Origin of the sequence: Roseateles rivi, assembly GCF_043555845.1 — a bacterium.
In the GTDB taxonomy this organism is placed as follows: Bacteria; Pseudomonadota; Gammaproteobacteria; order Burkholderiales; family Burkholderiaceae_C; genus Roseateles; species Roseateles rivi.
In genome coordinates, this window is record NZ_JBIGHZ010000001.1 from 362667 (window position 1) to 380870 (window position 18204).

The 18204-nt window shown below is 61.8% G+C and carries 19 protein-coding genes; 13 read left to right on the forward strand and 6 right to left on the reverse strand.

Annotated elements, in window-relative coordinates; genetic code table 11:
* Nucleotides 1-3 precede the first annotated feature (3 nt).
* The 3 genes from ACG0Z6_RS01665 to ACG0Z6_RS01675 are packed head-to-tail and all read left to right on the forward strand — an operon-like array spanning nucleotide 4 to nucleotide 2682.
* Nucleotides 4-1164 carry a COX15/CtaA family protein gene (locus tag ACG0Z6_RS01665; protein ID WP_394458241.1) on the forward strand — a complete coding sequence of 387 codons (1161 nt, stop codon included), beginning with the start codon at nucleotides 4-6 and terminating at the stop codon, nucleotides 1162-1164.
* Nucleotides 1161-2072 (forward strand): heme o synthase, encoded by a 912-nt coding sequence (gene cyoE / locus ACG0Z6_RS01670; protein WP_394458243.1) that lies wholly within the window; start codon nucleotides 1161-1163, stop codon nucleotides 2070-2072. The genes ACG0Z6_RS01665 and cyoE overlap by 4 nt, the downstream gene beginning before the upstream one ends.
* 7 nt (nucleotides 2073-2079) lie before the next feature.
* The gene (locus ACG0Z6_RS01675; protein ID WP_394458245.1) at nucleotides 2080-2682 is read left to right on the forward strand and encodes an SCO family protein; all 603 of its coding nucleotides are present in this window, start codon (nucleotides 2080-2082) and stop codon (nucleotides 2680-2682) included.
* A 14-nt stretch (nucleotides 2683-2696) separates the two neighbouring features.
* Here ACG0Z6_RS01675 and rpoH read toward each other — a convergent pair whose 3' ends face one another.
* From rpoH to ACG0Z6_RS01695, 4 genes are all read right to left on the reverse strand, one after another.
* Nucleotides 2697-3605, reverse strand: coding sequence for an RNA polymerase sigma factor RpoH (gene rpoH / locus ACG0Z6_RS01680; protein WP_394458247.1), 909 nt, complete (start codon nucleotides 3603-3605; stop codon nucleotides 2697-2699).
* Between the two features lie 125 nt (nucleotides 3606-3730).
* Complete coding sequence (locus ACG0Z6_RS01685) at nucleotides 3731-4663, reverse strand: Tim44 domain-containing protein (RefSeq protein ID WP_394458249.1); 933 nt, start codon at nucleotides 4661-4663, stop codon at nucleotides 3731-3733.
* A gap of 168 nt (nucleotides 4664-4831) precedes the next feature.
* The gene (locus ACG0Z6_RS01690; protein WP_394458251.1) at nucleotides 4832-5320 is read right to left on the reverse strand and encodes an ecotin family protein; all 489 of its coding nucleotides are present in this window, start codon (nucleotides 5318-5320) and stop codon (nucleotides 4832-4834) included.
* 49 nt (nucleotides 5321-5369) lie between these two features.
* Nucleotides 5370-6686 carry an MFS transporter gene (locus tag ACG0Z6_RS01695; RefSeq protein ID WP_394458253.1) on the reverse strand — a complete coding sequence of 439 codons (1317 nt, stop codon included), beginning with the start codon at nucleotides 6684-6686 and terminating at the stop codon, nucleotides 5370-5372.
* A gap of 104 nt (nucleotides 6687-6790) precedes the next feature.
* Here ACG0Z6_RS01695 and cyoA point away from each other — a divergent pair, with 104 nt between their 5' ends.
* The 7 genes from cyoA (at nucleotide 6791) to ACG0Z6_RS01730 (ending at nucleotide 13756) form a co-directional block, all read left to right on the forward strand.
* Nucleotides 6791-7876 (forward strand): ubiquinol oxidase subunit II, encoded by a 1086-nt coding sequence (cyoA, locus tag ACG0Z6_RS01700; protein WP_394458255.1) that lies wholly within the window; start codon nucleotides 6791-6793, stop codon nucleotides 7874-7876.
* A gap of 123 nt (nucleotides 7877-7999) precedes the next feature.
* Nucleotides 8000-10012 carry a cytochrome o ubiquinol oxidase subunit I gene (gene cyoB, locus ACG0Z6_RS01705; protein ID WP_394458257.1) on the forward strand — a complete coding sequence of 671 codons (2013 nt, stop codon included), beginning with the start codon at nucleotides 8000-8002 and terminating at the stop codon, nucleotides 10010-10012.
* 12 nt (nucleotides 10013-10024) lie between these two features.
* On the forward strand, nucleotides 10025-10648 hold the full coding sequence (gene cyoC, locus ACG0Z6_RS01710) for a cytochrome o ubiquinol oxidase subunit III (RefSeq protein WP_394458259.1): 624 nt from the start codon (nucleotides 10025-10027) through the stop codon (nucleotides 10646-10648).
* A complete protein-coding gene (gene cyoD, locus ACG0Z6_RS01715) occupies nucleotides 10648-11031 on the forward strand; it encodes a cytochrome o ubiquinol oxidase subunit IV (protein WP_394458261.1) in 384 nt (127 codons plus the stop codon). Before cyoC ends, cyoD begins: the two co-directional genes overlap by 1 nt.
* An 8-nt stretch (nucleotides 11032-11039) precedes the next feature.
* Nucleotides 11040-11873, forward strand: a complete 834-nt coding sequence (locus ACG0Z6_RS01720; protein ID WP_394458263.1) for an SURF1 family protein — start codon at nucleotides 11040-11042, stop codon at nucleotides 11871-11873.
* A 19-nt stretch (nucleotides 11874-11892) separates the two neighbouring features.
* Nucleotides 11893-13230: an ATP-binding protein gene (locus ACG0Z6_RS01725; RefSeq protein ID WP_394458265.1), complete on the forward strand. Its 1338-nt coding sequence runs from the start codon at nucleotides 11893-11895 to the stop codon at nucleotides 13228-13230.
* The gene (locus ACG0Z6_RS01730; RefSeq protein ID WP_394458267.1) at nucleotides 13214-13756 is read left to right on the forward strand and encodes a response regulator transcription factor; all 543 of its coding nucleotides are present in this window, start codon (nucleotides 13214-13216) and stop codon (nucleotides 13754-13756) included. Before ACG0Z6_RS01725 ends, ACG0Z6_RS01730 begins: the two co-directional genes overlap by 17 nt.
* A gap of 33 nt (nucleotides 13757-13789) precedes the next feature.
* Here the strand turns inward: ACG0Z6_RS01730 and ACG0Z6_RS01735 are convergent, their stop codons facing one another.
* Both ACG0Z6_RS01735 and ACG0Z6_RS01740 read right to left on the reverse strand, forming a co-directional pair.
* Entirely contained in the window at nucleotides 13790-14344 is a 555-nt protein-coding gene (locus ACG0Z6_RS01735; protein WP_394458269.1) for an outer membrane lipoprotein, read from the reverse strand.
* 70 nt (nucleotides 14345-14414) lie between these two features.
* The gene (locus ACG0Z6_RS01740) at nucleotides 14415-14972 is read right to left on the reverse strand and encodes an HNH endonuclease (protein ID WP_394458271.1); all 558 of its coding nucleotides are present in this window, start codon (nucleotides 14970-14972) and stop codon (nucleotides 14415-14417) included.
* Nucleotides 14973-15116: 144 nt separating this feature from the next.
* On the opposite strand from ACG0Z6_RS01740, the gene ACG0Z6_RS01745 reads away from it, so the two are divergent.
* Genes ACG0Z6_RS01745 through ACG0Z6_RS01755 form a run of 3 tightly spaced genes read left to right on the forward strand, consistent with a single transcriptional unit; the run spans nucleotide 15117 to nucleotide 18182 of the window.
* Nucleotides 15117-15881 (forward strand): TetR/AcrR family transcriptional regulator, encoded by a 765-nt coding sequence (locus ACG0Z6_RS01745; RefSeq protein WP_394458273.1) that lies wholly within the window; start codon nucleotides 15117-15119, stop codon nucleotides 15879-15881.
* A gap of 38 nt (nucleotides 15882-15919) precedes the next feature.
* Nucleotides 15920-17710, forward strand: a complete 1791-nt coding sequence (locus tag ACG0Z6_RS01750; protein WP_394458275.1) for an acyl-CoA dehydrogenase C-terminal domain-containing protein — start codon at nucleotides 15920-15922, stop codon at nucleotides 17708-17710.
* Between the two features lie 31 nt (nucleotides 17711-17741).
* Nucleotides 17742-18182 (forward strand): DUF2147 domain-containing protein, encoded by a 441-nt coding sequence (locus ACG0Z6_RS01755; RefSeq protein ID WP_394458277.1) that lies wholly within the window; start codon nucleotides 17742-17744, stop codon nucleotides 18180-18182.
* Nucleotides 18183-18204 lie beyond the last annotated feature (22 nt).

Below are 18204 nucleotides of genomic sequence, written 5' to 3' on the forward strand. Positions count from 1 at the left end.
TCGATGACGGGATTTGATCTGGCTCCATTGCTTGAGCTGCTTGCATTGGGCGCTGTGCTGGGCGGTCTGCCCTTGCTGTGGTGGGTGCGGAGGCAGCGGCACAACACGCCTGTTTTGCGCCTGCGCGCCTTGGCACTTCTGACCTTGTTTCTGACCTTTGATTTGGTTGTTTTTGGGGCCTTTACCCGCTTGACTGACTCAGGCTTGGGCTGCCCCGATTGGCCGGGCTGCTATGGCAGTGCGTCGCCGCTTGGTGCGCGCGATGAAATTCACGCTGCCCAGTCGGCCATGCCGACGGGGCCTGTGACACATGGCAAGGCCTGGGTGGAAATGATCCACCGCTACTTGGCCAGTGCCGTGGGTTTTTTGATTTTGGTGATGGCTGTGCTGAGTTGGCGTTGGCGGCGCCATGTGGGCCTGCAGGTGTCGCCGTGGTGGGCCAGTGTGACGCTGGTGTGGGTTTTGGCACAGGGGCTTTTTGGCGCGCTGACGGTGACCATGAAGCTCTTTCCAGCCATCGTCACGCTGCATTTGATGGGGGGCTTGGGGCTGCTGGTGTTGTTGGCATGGCAATGGCAGGCCTATCGACCGCAGCCCATGCGCGAGGGCGCCGCCGTGCTGAGCAAGGCTGTGGCCGTGCTGTTTGCGCTGTGCGTGCTGCAGGCCGCACTGGGCGGCTGGGTCAGTACCAACTATGCCGTGCTGGCGTGCAGGGATTTCCCTAGCTGTCAGGGACAATGGTGGCCTGAGATGGACTTTGCACATGGCTTCACCCTGTGGCGGGAGTTGGGTGCGGGCCGTGATGGTGGATGGCTACCGTTTGCTGCACTCACAGCCATCCATGTGACTCATCGGCTTGGTGCGCTGTTGGTGGTGCTGGTGTTGTTGGGTGTGGTTTGGGCCCTGCGCCGATGGGGTGGTGCGCAAGGACGGCGCTGGTCTTGGTGTTTGCTGGGGGTGGTGCTTTGGCAGGTGGTGTCGGGCTTGTCCAACGTGGTGCTGGGCTGGCCCTTGCTGGCTGCCTTGGCTCACACGGCGGGTGCGGCGGCCCTGCTCACGCTGCTGGCGGTATTGCTGGCGCGCCTGCGGCAAGGTCGCAGGGCCAACACAAGTGCACTGAACGCTTCTACCCAGACTTCAACGAATAGAACTTTGCATACATGAGCTCTCTTGCTTCGAAACCAGTGCCGGCCAGTCGATGGTCGCAGTACTACCAGCTCACGAAGCCCCGTGTTGTACAGCTCATCGTGTTTTGTGCCGTCATTGGCATGGCTTTGGCCGTACCGGGTTGGCCGACGACCCAGCAGTGGCGCCAGATGTTGGCGGGCTCTGCAGGCATCTGGCTGGTGGCGGCAGCCGCCGCAGCTTTCAACTGTTTGGTCGAGCAGCACATTGACGCCAAGATGAAGCGCACCGCTTGGCGCGCCACGGCCAAAGGTGAACTGAGCCGCTTGCAAGCATTGGTCTTCTCGGCTGTGCTGTGCAGCCTGGGCATGGCATTGCTGTATTTCGAGGTCAACGCATTGACGATGTGGCTGACCCTCGCGACCTTTGTCGGCTATGCGGTGGTCTACACCGTGCTGCTCAAGCCGCTCACGCCTCAGAACATCGTCATTGGCGGAGCATCGGGCGCCATGCCGCCGGTGCTGGGTTGGGCGGCGGTGCGGGCCGAGGTGGGCTACGAAGCCTGGTTGATGTGCCTGATTATTTTTCTCTGGACGCCACCGCACTTTTGGGCGCTGGCGCTCTATCGGGCCCAGGAGTACGCGAAGGCTGGCTTGCCCATGCTGCCCGTCACCCACGGCAATGAATACACGCGCCTGCAAGTGCTGCTCTACACCTGGGTGCTGCTGGCGGCCACGCTGCTGCCATTTCTGACGGGCATGAGCGGGGTGCTCTACCTGGTGGCTGCACTGGTGCTGGGCTTGCGGTTTTGTCAGCTGGCGTGGCGCCTGTGGCGTCAGTACTCAGACGAGCTGGCGCGCTCCATCTTTCGTTTTTCCATCTGGCATTTGTCGCTGTTGTTTGCGGCGCTCTTGCTGGATCACTACCTGAAGCCCTACTGGACTTGAGCACACCATGAAACGCCGTTTGTTTTTGATGTTGGCGCCGGCCTTGGCCTCACTCTATGGCTGTTCGCGCGAAGAGGCTGCGCCCAGCTTGAAGTTTGAGGGCGTCGACCTCACTGGCGCGCCCTATGCCCGCAGCTTCAGTTTGACCGACCAAGATGGCCGCGTGCGCAGCTTGGCCGACTTCAAAGGCAAAGTGGTGGTGGTGTTTTTCGGCTTCACTCAATGCCCGGATGTTTGCCCCACCACCCTGGTGGAGCTGGCACAGGTGAAGAAAGACTTGGGCGCCGATGGCGACCGGGTGCAGGGGGTGTTCATCACGGTGGACCCGGAGCGTGACACACCCGAACTGCTCAAGCCCTATGTGCAGGGCTTTGATCCAAGCTTTGTGGCACTCAGAGGCACGCCTGAGCAAACGCGCGACGTGGCCAAAGAGTTCAAGGTGTTCTATGCCAAGGTGCCCGGCAGCTCGTCAGGCACTTACACCATGGACCACACGGCGGCGAGCTTCATCTTTGACCCGCTGGGGCGAGTGCGCGTGTTTTCCCGCTATGGCTCAGGCGCCCAGGCTTTGGCATCTGACATCAAAGCCTTGCTGAACGAAGCGCGCTGAACTTGCGCCCAAGCTCAGGCTTGGGCCAGGGCCTTGCGCATTTTCTTCATCGCTGCGACTTCGATTTGGCGAATGCGCTCTGCGCTGACGCCGTACTCGGCAGCCAGCTCGTGCAGCGTCATGCCACCGCTGGCATCGTCATTGACCTTGAGCCAACGCTCTTCAACGATGCGGCGGCTGCGCTCGTCCAGCGCCGCCAGGGCAGTTTTCAGGCCCTCGGTAGCCAGCATGTCGCGCGAGCGGCTTTCCAGCACGCGAGTCGGTTCGGACGATTCATCGCTCAGGTAGGCGATGGGCGCAAAGCTCTCGCCGTCATCGTCGGTCTGAGCCTCCAGGGCAACGTCGCCGCCAGCCAGCCTGGTTTCCATCTCCAACACGTCTTCGCGCCGCACCTGCAGCTGCTGTGCCACGCGATCCAACTCCGCAACAGACATGCTGTTGCGGTGGCTTTGGTCGTCCGGCGCGTCTTCCTTCATGCCGTGCTTGAGGGAGCGCAGGTTGAAGAACAGCTTGCGCTGGGCCTTGGTGGTGGCCACCTTGACCATGCGCCAGTTCTTCAGGATGTACTCGTGGATCTCGGCTTTGATCCAGTGCATGGCGTAGGACACCAAACGCACGCCCTGAGATGGGTCAAAGCGCTTGACGGCCTTCATGAGCCCGACATTGCCTTCCTGGATCAAGTCGCCTTGAGGCAAGCCGTAACCCAGGTATTGGCGCGAGATCGAGACGACCAAGCGCAGGTGAGACATCACCAAGCGGCTGGCAGCTTGCAGATCGCCATGCTCGCGCAGCCGCGAGGCAAACTCCTGCTCCTCGTCTGCACTGAGCAAGGGCAGGCGATTGACCGCAGAGATGTAAGCGTCCAAATTGCCCAGCGAGGGCACCATGGACCAAGGGTCACGCAGTGCAAGGCTTTGGGACATGGCAGATCAAGCTCCTTGAGATGCGCCGTCCAGAACACAAGGTTCTGTGCCAAGTGATATTAGCACTCTTGCTTGGGGAGTGCTAATGCCTCGGTTGAGGCAAATACCCCCCAAACCCGTGCCAATCAAACGCTGGCTTGAATGCCGGCAATGGCCCATTCCCGGCTGCCGTCCACCGGGCGGGTCAGGTGCCAAACTTCGTCGAAACGCTCTGCGGTGGCATTTTGCTGTTCCCGGATCAGGCCGCTGAAACGCACGCTGACGATGTTTTGCCCAGCTTCTTCGGTGACCTCAATCACCTGGGCGTCGAGCTGAACCACATCGGTCTGTTGCGGACCCTTGCGCTCGAGCAGCTCTTGCTGAATGACGGCGTACATCTCGGGCGTGGTGAAGCGGCGCAGGTCAGCCTGGTCGCCCGCATCGTTAGCGGCCTGCATGCGAATGAACACACGCTTGGCGACTTGCACAAACCCTTGGACGTCAAAGCCTGCGGGCGCGGCACCAGTGCTGGCGGGTGCGCTGTGCGGCTGTGCAGCGGTAAACGTCGCCGGTGCCTTGAAGGGGTCGGCTGCCGGCTGGCTTGGCAGGGAGGCGGGGGCGCCTGCGGTGGCCCATTGCATGCCCATGGCCTGCGGGGCTTTGGCCTGGCCGGCTTGGTTGGCGGCACGGCGCTTGAGGAAGTAGCCGATAACAGTCATCAGCACCACGCCCAGAAGCATCATCATCATGAAGCTGGCGAGTTCCTCACCGAAACCAAAGTGGCTGGCCAGCGCGGCCAAGCCCAGACCTGCGGCGAGCCCTGCAATGGGACCCATCCATGAGCGTTTGGGTGCTGCAGCAGCGCCAGCGGCGGCCGTGCCAGCGTTCACCGGGGCGGCTTGCTGTGCGGGAGCACCTTGTTGGGTTGGCGCTTGCGCTGGCGTGTGCGGCTGGGTGCTTTGCTGGGTAGGGGTCGAGCGTTTCATGCCACCGCTGCCCAGGCGTTTTGCATAGGCATCTGTGGAGATCAGGTTGGCGCTCAAGACGGCGCCAATCAGCATCAGCGTGATCGATTTCATCGGTGTGATGGTGCTCAGGTGGGTGTCAAAGATGGAATCTGAAGCGGAGATCCGCGCTTGTGAGCATGCCAGCAGCTGCCGCTCTTGTGTGTGCGGATACTTCGCTGTTCTCTCAGCGTTGCTCAGGCAAATCCTGTTGCTGATAGTTTGGCACCGTGGTGCCGGCACTCAGCGTGCAGTTGCTGTAGAGAAGGCGCCAGGCGCCCAGATGCGATAACGAACTTCGCTATTGTCGGGCACGTAGAGCACCAGGGGCAGGCGAGGGTTGTAGCGCAAGGCGCGCAGAAGCTCGGGCGCAGCGGAGACGAACTCGCGCCGGGCTTTTTGGTTCTCGGGGCAGCCCATTTGGGTCGATGCAGGGGCGGAGAGTTCCTGCACCACGTAGTAGTCAAAGCCCCAGCCTTGAAGCACACGCCGCTCGACCTTGGCGCTCATGTGCTGCTTGTTGCAGTCGGCCTCCAGAGTTTGGCCGATGACAACTTCCACGCGTCTGTCGCGCTGGTCGGGCAATTCCGGCATTTCGATCACAACACGGCGCATGCCTGGTTCTGCGGCCGGGAAGGGTTTGAGAACATCGAAGTTGCCCGCTTGAGCATGGAGGCCTCCCCCCAGCGTCAGGCAAAGGAGGGCGGCGGTTCGTGGCAGCGATTGGGGCATGTGGCGTGTGCAAGAAAGGTTCTGAAGCAAGAATGCCCCTTTGGCAGCATCAGCGCTGTCCGGTGAGTTGACGGTTGGCACGTAGCGCCAGCAGGGTGCATGCGCAGCCCGACAGCAGGTAGGCGCTGACCGCCCAAAGCCCGAAGTGCGAGGACAAACCCAGCGCCACAAGGGGGGCGAAGGCGGCGCCGATGAGCCAGGCCAAATCAGCCGTTAGCGCCGCACCACTGTAGCGGAAGTGGGGCAGAAAATTGCTGGTGACAGCCCCGGCAGCTTGCCCGTATGACAGTCCCATGAGCACAAAGCCAATCATGATGAAGGCGTTTTGCCCCACCGTGCCGCCACCCAGCAAGCTGGGCGTGATCAAGGCAAAGAGGGCAATCGCCACGGCCAGATAACCTAGCAAGGAACGTCGCCCGACTCGGTCAGCCAGCCAGCCGGAGACAGGCATGGCCGCAGCCGCCAAGAGCCCCCCAACCAGCTGCACGGCCAGAAATTGGCCCACGCTTTGCTCTGAGTAAAGGCTGATCCAGGACAGCGGAAAGACAGTGACAAGATGGAAAAGTGCGTAACTGGCCAGGGCGGCAAAGGCGCCAATGAAGATGTTATGACCCTGTTGGCGAACCAGGTCGGTGACTGCGCAGGGCTCCAGCTCATTGGCCTGGAGTTCGCGCTCGTATTCGTGTGTCACCACCAGACGCAGACGGGCAAACAAGGCCACGACGTTGAGTGCGAAAGCGGCAAAGAAGGGGTAGCGCCAGCCCCAGTCGAGGAAATCTTGCGCGTTGAGCTCGCGCCAGAGGTAGCCGAACAAGGCGCAGGCGATCAGGAAGCCGATGGGGGCGCCGAGTTGCCCCAACATGGCGTACCAACCGCGGCGATGCTCCGGGGCATTGAGTGCCAGCAGCGAGGGCAGCCCGTCCCAACTGCCACCCAGAGCGAGGCCTTGCCCGATGCGGCATGCGGCAAGCAAAACCACAGCCAACGCGCCCACCTCCTGGGTGCTGGGCAGAAGGGCCATGCTGACGGTGGAGCTGCCCAACAATATGAGCGCGACGGTGAGTTTGACCGAGCGCCCGAAGTGACGCTGCAGCTCCATGCTGGCCAAGGACCCCAAGGGGCGCACGATGAAGGCCAGCGAGAAGATGGCAAATGACCACAAAATGCCGTTGAGCTTCGAGAGGTCGGGGAAGAATAGCGCTGGGAACACCAGCACTGAGGCGATGCCGTAGACGAAGAAGTCGAAGTACTCCGACGCTCGGCCAATCACCACCCCGACGGCGATGTCACCGGGGGCCAAGTGACTGTTGTCAGGGGCTGAGTCCTTGGACGTCAGAGGGGAGGCAAGGGTGCTGGTGCTGCTCATGGTGCCTACCTGGGACAAAATGTCCTATCGTTGACATGGGTCAATCAAGTTACATTCCAGCAATCTGCGCAACTGGCGTTTTCCCGCGGCTCTGGAATACCCCGATGTCCCACCAATCCACTCCGTTAAGAGACCGAAGCCACTGGAGCCGATGGGCTCGACTGGCTGCGGCACTGCCACTGGCGATGATGCTCAGTGCTTGCAACACCGTCGTGATGAACCCGTCGGGCGACATTGCGGCACAGCAAGCCAAGCTGATTGTGGCTTCAACCTTGCTGATGCTGATCATCATCGTACCGGTGATTGCACTCACTTTGCTATTTGCTTGGCGCTATCGCCAGAGCAACAAGAATGCCACTTACTTGCCCGATTGGGACCATTCCACACGCTTGGAATTGGTGATTTGGGGTGCGCCACTGCTGATTATTTTGGCTTTGGGCGCGCTGACCTGGATCAGTACCCACAAACTGGACCCCTACCGCCCCCTGGAGCGCATTGAGCCGGGTCGCCCCTTGGCTGCTGACGTCAAGCCGCTGGTGGTTGAGGTGGTGGCGCTGGACTGGAAATGGCTGTTCGTCTATCCGGAGCAAGGTGTGGCGACGGTGAACGAACTGGCTGCTCCCGTTGATCGGCCTATCCAGTTCAAGATCACGGCCTCAACGGTGATGAACTCGTTCTATGTGCCAGCCCTGGCTGGGATGATTTACGCCATGCCGGGCATGCAAACCGAGCTCAATGCCGTGATCAATGAGCCTGGCGTTTACGAGGGCTTCTCCGCCAACTTCAGCGGTGACGGCTTCTCGCACATGCGCTTCAAGTTCCACGGACTGTCTGACGCTGAGTTCCAAAAATGGGTGCAGCGCAACCAAGCCGAAGGTCAGACCTTGGACCGCAGCAAGTACCTGGAACTGGAAAAGCCCTCAGCCCGCGTGCCCGTGAGCCGATATGCCACGGTAGAGAAGGGCCTGTTTGACGCCGTGCTCAATCAATGCGTGGACAGCCGACGCATGTGCATGGGCCAGATCATGGCCATCGATAAAGCTGGTGGCGCAGGTCGCGGTAGCGTGGAAGGTTTGACAGTCACGACTTGGCGAGAGGGTCGCCGTCTGGTGGTGTCTTCAGAATGCACTCCAGCAAACGCGGCCAGCTTTGTGGCGTTGCCCACACAGCCGCCTAGCACGGGCAACTGAGGCCCTGCAACGGCGACACCACCCGCATTGCGACCCGCAGGTCAGGATGCGAAACACACGTGGCGCCACGGCTCGAAATACCGGCCTGTGGCGCGTCAAGTTTTCGATTGAGCGAGGCTCAACATGAATGAATCACAAGGACTCAGCCAGCTGTTGCTGGGGCGCTTGAGCTGGGACGCGTTTCCCTTTCACGACCCGGTGATCCTGGTTACTTTCATTGCGGTGGTTTTGGGCGGCACCACCATGGTGGCCCTGATGACTCGCTACAGGGCCTGGGGGCCGCTGTGGCGCGACTGGATCACCAGCATCGACCACAAGAAGATCGGCATCATGTACATCGTGCTGGGCTTGGTGATGCTGCTGCGCGGCTTCGCCGATGCGCTGCTCATGCGCGCCCAGCAGGCCATCGCGTTTGGCGATCAGGCAGGCTTCTTGCCGCCGCACCACTACGACCAGATCTTCACGGCCCATGGCGTGATCATGATCTTCTTCGTGGCCATGCCCTTCATCACCGGGTTCATGAACTACCTGGTGCCGCTGCAAATCGGCGCACGTGATGTGGCTTTCCCCTTTCTGAATAACTTCAGCTTCTGGATGACCACCGGTGGCGCGGTGCTGATGATGGTGTCGTTGTTCGTGGGTGAGTTTGCGCGCACCGGCTGGCTGGCTTACCCGCCGCTGTCAGGCATTCTGGGTAGTCCAGGCGTGGGGATGGATTACTACATCTGGGCGCTGCAGGTGGCCGGGGTAGGGACGACCTTATCGGGCATCAACCTGATCGTCACCATCATCAAGATGCGTGCGCCGGGCATGACGCTGATGAAGATGCCCGTCTTCACCTGGACGGCGCTGTGCTCCAACATCCTGATCGTTATCAGTTTCCCGGTGTTGACCGTCACGCTGCTGCTGCTGACGCTGGACCGTTACCTAGGCACTAATTTCTTCACGACAGACCTCGGCGGCAACGCCATGCTGTATGTGAACCTGATCTGGATTTGGGGTCACCCCGAGGTCTACATCCTGATCCTGCCTTGCTTTGGCATCTTCTCTGAGGTGGTTGCCACCTTCTGCCGCAAGCGCCTCTTTGGCTATGCCTCGATGGTGTACGCGACGGTGGTGATCACCGTGCTGTCTTACATCGTGTGGCTGCACCACTTCTTCACCATGGGCTCAGGGGCCAGCGTGAACGCCTTCTTCGGCATCACGACCATGATCATCTCGATCCCGACCGGCGCCAAGATCTTCAACTGGCTGTTCACCATGTACCGTGGTCGCATCCAGTTTGAACTGCCCATGATGTGGACCGTGGCCTTCATGATCACCTTCGTGATCGGCGGCATGACGGGCGTGCTGCTGGCTGTGCCGCCGGCTGACTTTGTGCTGCACAACTCGCTGTTCCTGATTGCGCACTTCCACAACGTCATCATCGGTGGCGTGCTGTTCGGGCTGTTTGCCGGCATCTACTTCTGGTTCCCCAAAGCCTTTGGCTTCAAGCTCGATCCCTTCTGGGGCAAGTGCTCGTTCTGGTTCTGGGTGGTGGGCTTCTACATGGCCTTCATGCCGTTGTACGCCCTGGGCCTGATGGGTGTGACGCGCCGCATGAGTCACTTCGAAGACCCCTCGCTGCAAATCTGGTTCCAGGTGGCGGCTTTGGGTGCGGTGCTGATTGCCCTGGGCATTGGCTCGATGCTGATTCAGTTCGTGGTGAGCTTCCTGCGTCGCGAGCAGCTGCGCGATGTTTCGGGCGACCCCTGGGGCGGTCGTACGCTGGAGTGGGCGACTTCTTCGCCGCCGCCAGACTACAACTTTGCCTTCACGCCCGTGGTGCATGACCTCGACGCTTGGCACGATATGAAGCAGCGCGGCTGCGAGCGCCCGACCTCTGGCTTTGTGGCCATCCACATGCCCAAGAATACGGCTGCGGGTGTGGTGATCGCGGGTTTGTCGACCCTGCTGGGTTTTGCCCTGATCTGGCATATGTGGCTGTTGGCGGGTGTGACCTTCTTTGCCACGGTGTTGGCTTCGATCATTCACACCTTCAACTACAAGCGCGATTTCTACATCCCCGCTGATGAGGTGACCCGCGTCGAGAACGAGCGCACCCGTCAACTGGCCGCTCTGGGTCAGCCGCAGTAAGGACTCAACGCCATGCAAGCTACTTACCAATTCACCACCGCGGACGGGCGTCCGCGCTTCTGGGACGACGGCAGCTTCCACCCCCAACAGGGCACGCTGCTGGGCTTCTGGATTTACCTGATGAGCGACTTGCTCATCTTCGCGGTGCTGTTTGCCACCTTCGCGGTGCTGGGGCGCAGCTACGCGGCCGGCCCCTCGGGGGCGGACTTGTTCGACTTGAAGCTCATTGCCCTCAACACGGCCATGCTGCTGCTGTCGTCCATCACCTATGGCTTTGCCATGATTGCGGCCAAGCACGGCAAGAAACAGGCGGTGCTGACGTGGATGGCCATCACCGCGCTGTTTGGTGTCGCTTTCGTGGGCATTGAGCTCTACGAATTCCACCACCTGCTGCATGTGGGTGCGAGCTGGGAGCGCAGCGCCTTCCTGTCCGCCTTCTTCGCGCTGGTCTCTACCCACGGCCTGCACGTGAGCTTCGGCATCATCTGGCTGGTGGTGTTGATGATTCAGGTGAGTAAATTCGGTCTGACTGTGGAGAACAAACGCCGACTGATGTGCCTGTCCATGTTCTGGCACTTCTTGGATCTGGTCTGGATTGGCGTCTTTACTTTTGTCTATCTGATGGGAGTGCTGTGATGGCGGCTCAACACAACACACATGGCCACGACGACGGCCACCATGACGATCCGCTGGACGGCTACCACGCCACCGTCAAAGGCTATGTGGTGGGCTTTTTGCTCTCGGCGATTCTGACCATCATTCCGTTCTGGCTGGTGATGGCCAAGGTGCTGCCGCCCGAGGCCACCAAGCTGGTGATCCTGGTCTTTGCCGCGGTGCAAATCGTGGTGCAGATGGTTTACTTCTTGCACTTGGACGGCAAGATGGAAGGCGGCTGGACGCTGTTGTCCACCATCTTCACGGTCATCTTCGTGGCCATCATCCTGGCGGGTTCGATTTGGGTCATGTACCACATGAACACCAACATGATGCCCACCCACGATATGCGGGCCATGCCCTGAGTGATGTCATGACTGGAGCTGTCGACGCTGGGCCCCGCGCCCGGCGGCGTTGGCTGCTGTGGGCCGCCCTGGCGCTGTGTGCGACCTTGGCGGCCTGTTTCACTTCTTTAGGGGTGTGGCAGCTCCAACGCCTGGCCTGGAAGCAGGACTTGATTCAGCGCCTGGAGCACGGGCTCAAGGCGCAGCCCGTGGCCTTGCCGCTGGCGGGCCCCACGCCCGCCAAGGACTGGGCGGATTGGGAATACCGCCGCGTGGTGGTGCAAGGCGTGCTGGACCACGAGCGCGAACGCCATGTCCACGCCAGCACGGTGCTGGGCAGCGGCTATTGGGTGATGACGCCCCTGCGTGTGGCCGAAGACCGTTGGGTGTGGGTCAACCGTGGCTTTGTGCCTGTGGCTTGGCGCGACCCAGTGCAGCGCCGCGAGGCTGGGCACGACCCACTGGCTGCCACTCAGGGGCTGCAGCGTTTGGAGGGCTTGGTGCGCCTGACTGAGCCCGCAGGCAGCCGCTTGCAGGCCAATCTGCCGCAAGAGCGGCGTTGGTATTCGCGTGATGTGCAGACCTTGTCTGCCAGTGCCCAGGCGCCCAGCATCGCGCCGGTGTTTGTGGAGCTGTGGCCAGGGCCGCAAGGTCAGCAGCAGCGAGGTGCCACCCAGGAGGCTTTGGCCGAGTTGGGTGGACGGCATGTCAAAGGTCCCTGGCCCTATCCAGGCTTGACCGTGCTGCGCTTCAGCAACAACCATCGCATGTATGCGCTGACTTGGTTTGCCCTGGCGTTGATGTGTGCGGGTGCCATGGTCTGGTTGGTGCGCGACGCGCGCCGTCCCCCAACGACCTCGTGACAAGCGCGGGAGTATCGGTGTGAGCTCAGCCTCTTCTTCCCAGATGCCCGCTACCGCGCAGGGTCGTGCCGAGCTGTTGGCGGGGCGCCAAAACCTGCTGCAGCTGGTGCAGCTGCGCTGGCTGGCCGTGATGGGCCAGCTGGCCACAGTGCTTGGTGTGCCGCCCACCATGGGCATTGCCTTGCCGCTGCGGGACATGCTCAGCCTGCTGGCGGTGCTGGCGCTCTTCAATGTCGCGAGCTGGTTGCGCGCGGTGTATGCGGAGCGCGTGCCCAGCGCCGAGCTGTTCGCTGGCCTGCTCGTTGATGTGTCGGTGCTGGCGGGCTTGCTGCACCTCGCCGGCGGCATCACCAACCCCTTTATCTTTTTGTTCCTGCTGCAGCTGACGGTGGGCGCTGTGTTGTTACCACCGCGCTATGGCTGGGCTTTGGTGGGTTACTGTGGCGTGTGTTTTGCGCTGCTGGCGCTGTGGTTTCGACCACTGGTGCTGCCCGGGCTGGGGGTGGTGCGCTTGCCGGTGCACTACGTGGTGGGACTGTTGCTGTGTTTTGTGTTGAGTGCGGGGCTGGTGGTGCTCTTCATCCAGCGCATCAGTACGAATTTGCGCCAGCGCGACGCGCATTTGGCGGACTTGCGCCAGCGCGCGGCTGAGGAAGAGCACATCGTGCGCATGGGCTTGCTGGCCAGCGGGGCGGCACATGAATTGGGCACGCCCTTGGCGACGCTGTCGGTGATTCTGGGGGACTGGTCACGCATGGGGCCCTTTGCGGCAGACCCCGAACTGCGCGAGGAAATCGAAGAGATGCAGCGTCAGATTGAGCGCTGCAAAGGCATCGTCAGTGGCATCTTGCGTTCGGCCGGCGAGGTGCGAGGTGAGTCCCCGACGCACTCCACGCTGGGGGAGTTTCTTGACGAGCTGGTGGACGACTGGCGCCAGCGCCGTGCCCACGGGCAGCTGCAGCTGCAGCTCAAGGACGTGCCCGACATCCCCATCGTCTCGGATGCGGCCATTACCCAAATGATGGGCAATATCTTGGATAACGCCCTGGAGGCGGCTCCCGGGCAGCCCATCGTGCTGCAAGCGGCTTGCGAGGGCGATTGGCTCAACCTTGTGGTGCACGATCAGGGGCCTGGTTTTGCCAAAGACATGCTGAACCGGGTGGGCAAGCCCTACCAGTCCACCAAAGACAAACATGGCCGTGGCCTGGGGCTGTTCTTGGCGCTCAATGTGGCGCGCAGTCTGGGTGGGCAATTGGGGATACGTAACCGTCAGCAGGGGGGGGCAGACGTCATGGTGAGGCTGCCCTTGGCTGCGCTGCAGCTGCGGGACAATGTTCACCATGGATACCCCAGATGAACCTCGGCTACTGATCGTCGAAGACGACGACGCCTTTGCTCGAACGCTGCAACGCTCGTTTGAGAGGCGCGGCTATCAGGTCTTGCGCGCCGACAGTTTGGAGGCCGTGCGCGAAGTTCTGACACAGCAACGGCCCGGGTATGCGGTGGTGGACTTGCGCCTGAGTGGCGGCGCATCGGGTTTGGCCTGCGTGCAGTGCCTGCATGCCATCCACCCCGAGTGTGTGATCGTGGTGCTCACCGGCTACGCCAGCATTGCCACGGCAGTCGAGGCCGTCAAGCTTGGGGCGCGACACTACCTGGCAAAGCCCGCCAACACCGACGATATCGAGGCCGCGTTTGCCCGCTCCGAGGGCGATGTGGATGTGGAACTCACAGCCCGCACTACCAATATCAAAACACTGGAGTGGGAGCGCATCCATGAGATGCTTGCTTCCACTGATTTCAATATCAGCGAAACCGCACGGCGCTTGGGCATGCATCGCCGCACATTGGCGCGCAAGCTCGAGAAGCAACGCGTGAAGTGAGGCGCCCGACTGAGCGGTCGCCTCAGCGTTTGGTTACTTGGCGGTAGCTGGAGCGGGTTCTTGCAGGCGCACAGGCCGCTCGGCTTCGGCCTTGGCAGGCTTGTCCGCGGTGGCCATGGGGTTGCGTGCCACGCGGTGTTTGCCACCGGTGCTCACCACAATCACTGCGTCGCCAGGCTGAAAGTTTTCATTGCCCTTGGCCTGCACCAGAGCCACGCGCTCGCCGTTGCGCAGCTGCACGAGAATTTCCAGCGCTTCTTCGCGCGTGGTGTTGCGCTCAATCATGTTGCCCAGCGCAGCCCCAGCCACGGCCGCGACCGTGCCTGCGACCACGCCTTCGCGTCGCCCACCCACGCTAGAACCGGCCACACCCCCCACCACGCCGCCAGCAATGCCGCCAATGCCACTCTGGCTGCCTTCAACGGTGACAGGGCGAACGTTCAACACCACCGCGTCCTGCACCTGGGACATGCGCTGTGCGTCGCTGCGCTGGATCACATCCGGGCTGGAGGTGGAGCAGCCGCTGAGCAGGCCACCAGCAAGGACTGCAGCGCTCACCAAACTCAAGGCCGTGGCGAATGTTTTCATGGGGACTCCGTCACATGTAGGAGATTTGAAAACGCCGGGGTGTCAAATTGGGTTGACATCGGAATTCGATTCACCCGTGAAGCCGTGAGCTCTTGGGGACGCTGGCGAGTAGAAACTCCATCTGATCGGCCATGATGCGCCGCCCGCGCAGGATCATGTCCTCGTGCAGGCTGGGTACATAGGGCAGGTAGTGCAGCACCATGCCTGCTTCTTCGGGGGTGCGACTGCCCTTGCGACCGTTACAGCAGCGGCAGGCGGTGATGCAATTCATCCAGCTGTCCACGCCGCCCCGAGACACGGGCACGATGTGCTCGCGTGTGAGTTCGCTAAACACTTGGCGGTGGCTGCAATAGGCGCAGATGTCGCGGTCGCGGGCAAAGAGCTTGGTGTTGCTTAGCGCAGGGGTCTGGCGCCAAGCGCGGCTGGGCACGCTGCCCCGCACAGCGATGATGGGGTGCACTTCGATGCGAGACTGCAAGCCAGTGGTGCGTTGCAGGCCGCCACGCAGCACGCGACAGGGGGGCCCCAAAGTCCACGCCACGCCGTCGCTTGCGTAAAGCACGGCGGCGGCTTGGGGCGAAATCCAGGCCTGCGGTCGGCCCGAGATATCCAACTGCAGAACATCCACGGTGGTGACCTCCGTCGGCAAGAGTAGCTGTGTCTGCCCTGGCACTCAAGTGCGGGATACGGGAGACATTCGGCGCTGTTGTTGCTATGGGATTTGCTTTTGCGTGTGACTTTGGGCAAAAATAGAACGATCGTTCGAATTTTTATGCAGGGTGTGCCGGTGATCAATACCTCGACTCGTACCAAGCCCGCGGCGGCTGCGCGGTCGCCACGCTCGGGCTTGGCAGCGTCGACGGCCAGCCCGCGCGTGTTGCAAAAAGGCCAGCACACGCGGGCTGTGATTTTGGACGCCGCGCTGGGCTTGGCCTCGTCGATGGGCCTGGAGGGCTTGTCCATCGGCCTGCTGGCTGACGTTACGAAGATGAGCAAATCCGGAGTGTTTTCACACTTTGGTTCTCGCGACGAGCTGCAAATTGCGGTGGTGAAGGAATATCACGCGCGGTTTGAGGAAGAAGTGTTCTTTCCCGCCATTCGCGAGGCGCGTGGGTTGCCGCGTTTGCGTGCGTTGTTTGAGCGCTGGGTGCGCCGCGTGTCTGTGGAAATCGACTCTGGCTGCATCTACATCAGCGGTGCGGTGGAGTTTGACGACCGCCCTGGCCCGGTGCGCGATGCCTTGGTGGCCATGATCAAAGATTGGCATGCAGCACTGCACAAGGCCATCGACTTGACGCGCCAGATGGGGCATTTCAACCCTTCGGCCGACCCCCAACAAATCTTGTTTGAGCTGCACGGCCTGATCTTGTCCCTACACCATGACGCGCGTTTTCTGCGCAGTCCGGGGGCGGTGCAGCGCGCGCAACGCGGCTTTGAGCGTGTGATTCAACCGTATCTGGCCCAGGCGTCGGATGCGCGAGCCACGCCTGCAGCGCAAGATGTCGGCCAGCCGGGCCTGAGCCGGCGCCGCAGCTGAAGTGCTTTTGACGACAAGCAAACCACAAGGAGACCGTCATGCCCCAGTACAACCCGCCCCTGCGTGACATGCAGTTCGTGCTGCATGAGTTGTTGCACGCGGTCGATGAGCTCAAGCGGTTGCCACCTCATGCTGATTTGGACGAGGACACGGTCAACGCGGTGCTCGAAGAAGGCGGGCGCTTTGCCGCCGAGGTGATTGCGCCCTTGAACCTCAGCGGTGACAGCGAAGGCTGCCGCCTGGATGTGGCCACGCACGCCGTCACGCCGCCCAAGGGCTTCAAGCAGGCCTATGAGACCTATGTGGCGGGTGGCTGGCCCGCGCTGTCTTGCGACCCCGCCCACGGCGGGCAAGGCTTGCCGCTGCTGGTGAACCAGTTCTTCTACGAAATGCTCAACGGGGCCAACCAGGCCTGGACCATGTACCCCGGGCTGAGCCACGGCGCCTACGAGGCGCTGCATGCGCACGGGACCGAGTCGCAAAAGCGCCTCTACCTGCCCAAGCTCACCAGCGGCGAGTGGACGGGCACCATGTGCCTGACCGAGCCCCATTGCGGCACCGATCTGGGCTTGCTGCGCACCAAAGCCCAGCCGCTGGCTGACGGCAGCTACGCCATCACGGGGCAGAAGATTTTCATCTCCGCAGGCGAGCACGACTTGGCCGCCAACATCGTCCACCTGGTGCTGGCGCGCTTGCCGGATGCGCCGGCCGGCTCCAAGGGCATTTCGCTGTTTGTGGTGCCCAAGTTTGTGGTGAAGGACGACGGCAGCCTGGGTGCTCGCAACGGCATCTTCTGTTCCGCCTTGGAGCACAAGATGGGCATTCACGGCAATGCCACTTGCCAGATGGTGCTTGAAGAAGCCGTGGGCACCTTGGTGGGCGAGCCCCACAAGGGCCTGCAAGCCATGTTCGTGATGATGAACGCGGCGCGCCTGGGTGTGGGCAATCAATCGCTGGGCCTGACCGAGGTGGCCTATCAAAACGCCGTGGCCTATGCGCGTGAACGCCTGCAAATGCGTGCGCTCTCCGGGCCCAAGGCGCCGGACAAGCCCGCCGACCCCATCCTCGTGCACCCCGATGTGCGCAAGATGCTGCTCACGGCGCGCGCCTACGCCGAAGGCGGCCGGGCGCTGTCGGCCTATGTGGCTTTGCAGCTGGACAAATCCCTGGCCAGCAGCGATGCGGCCGAGCGCCAGGCCTGTGAGGCCGAAGTGGCGCTGCTCACGCCCATCATCAAAGCCTTTTTGACCGACAACGGCTGGATCGCTACCAGCCACTGCATGCAGGTGTTTGGCGGCCACGGCTACATCCACGAGTGGGGCATGGAGCAATTCGTGCGCGACGCCCGGATCAACATGATCTACGAGGGCACCAACACCGTGCAGTCGCTGGATTTGCTGGGCCGCAAGGTGCTGGCCAACAACGGCGCCACGCTCAAAGCCTTTGGCAAGAAGATTGCCGCCTTTGTCGAGGAAGAGGGCGTGGACGAAGCCATGCAGGAGTTCGTCAACCCGCTGGCAGACCTGGGCGACAAGGTCACCAAGCTCACCACCGAGCTGGGCATGAAGGCCTTCCAGAACCCCGACGAGGTGGGCGCGGCTGCGGTGGACTACCTGCGCGTGGTGGGGCATTTGAGCTTTGCCTACTTCTTTGCACGCATGGCCAAAGTGGCGCTGCAAAAGCAAGCCAGCGGTGATCCGTTCTACACCGCCAAGCTGGCCACGGCACGGTTTTACTTTGCCAAGCTCCTGCCCGAGACTGCGGGGCTGATTCGCAGCTGCCGCACGGGGCTGCAGCCGCTCATGGCCATGGATGAGAACCTGTTCTAAAGCGCCACATCTGGCAACGGAGGGAAGACCCATGAAAGCACTTTGGCTTGGTGCCGCATTCATGCTGACTTGCGGCGTAGCGCTGGCGCAAGCAGTTCCGAGCGGCCTTTGGAAAACCGTCGACGATCAGACCAAGCAAGAGAAGTCGCTGGTGCGCGTCAGCGAGCAAGGCGGTGTGCTCAGCGGCAAGATCGAGAAGATCTTCGACCCCAGCAAGCAAGAAGCACGTTGCGAGGCCTGCAGCGACGAGCGCAAAAACCAGCCCGTGCTGGGCATGACCATCATTCGCAACGTCAAAAAGAACGCCGCGCAGGAAGGCCTGTGGGATGGCGGAGACATCCTCGACCCCAACAACGGCAAGGTCTACAAGGTGCTGTTGCGCCCGGTCGACGGCGGCAAAAAGCTGGAAGTGCGCGGCTACGTCGGCATGCCTGTGCTGGGCCGCACCCAGACCTGGATTCGCGTTGAGTGAGATTCATCGTTGAGCCAATTTC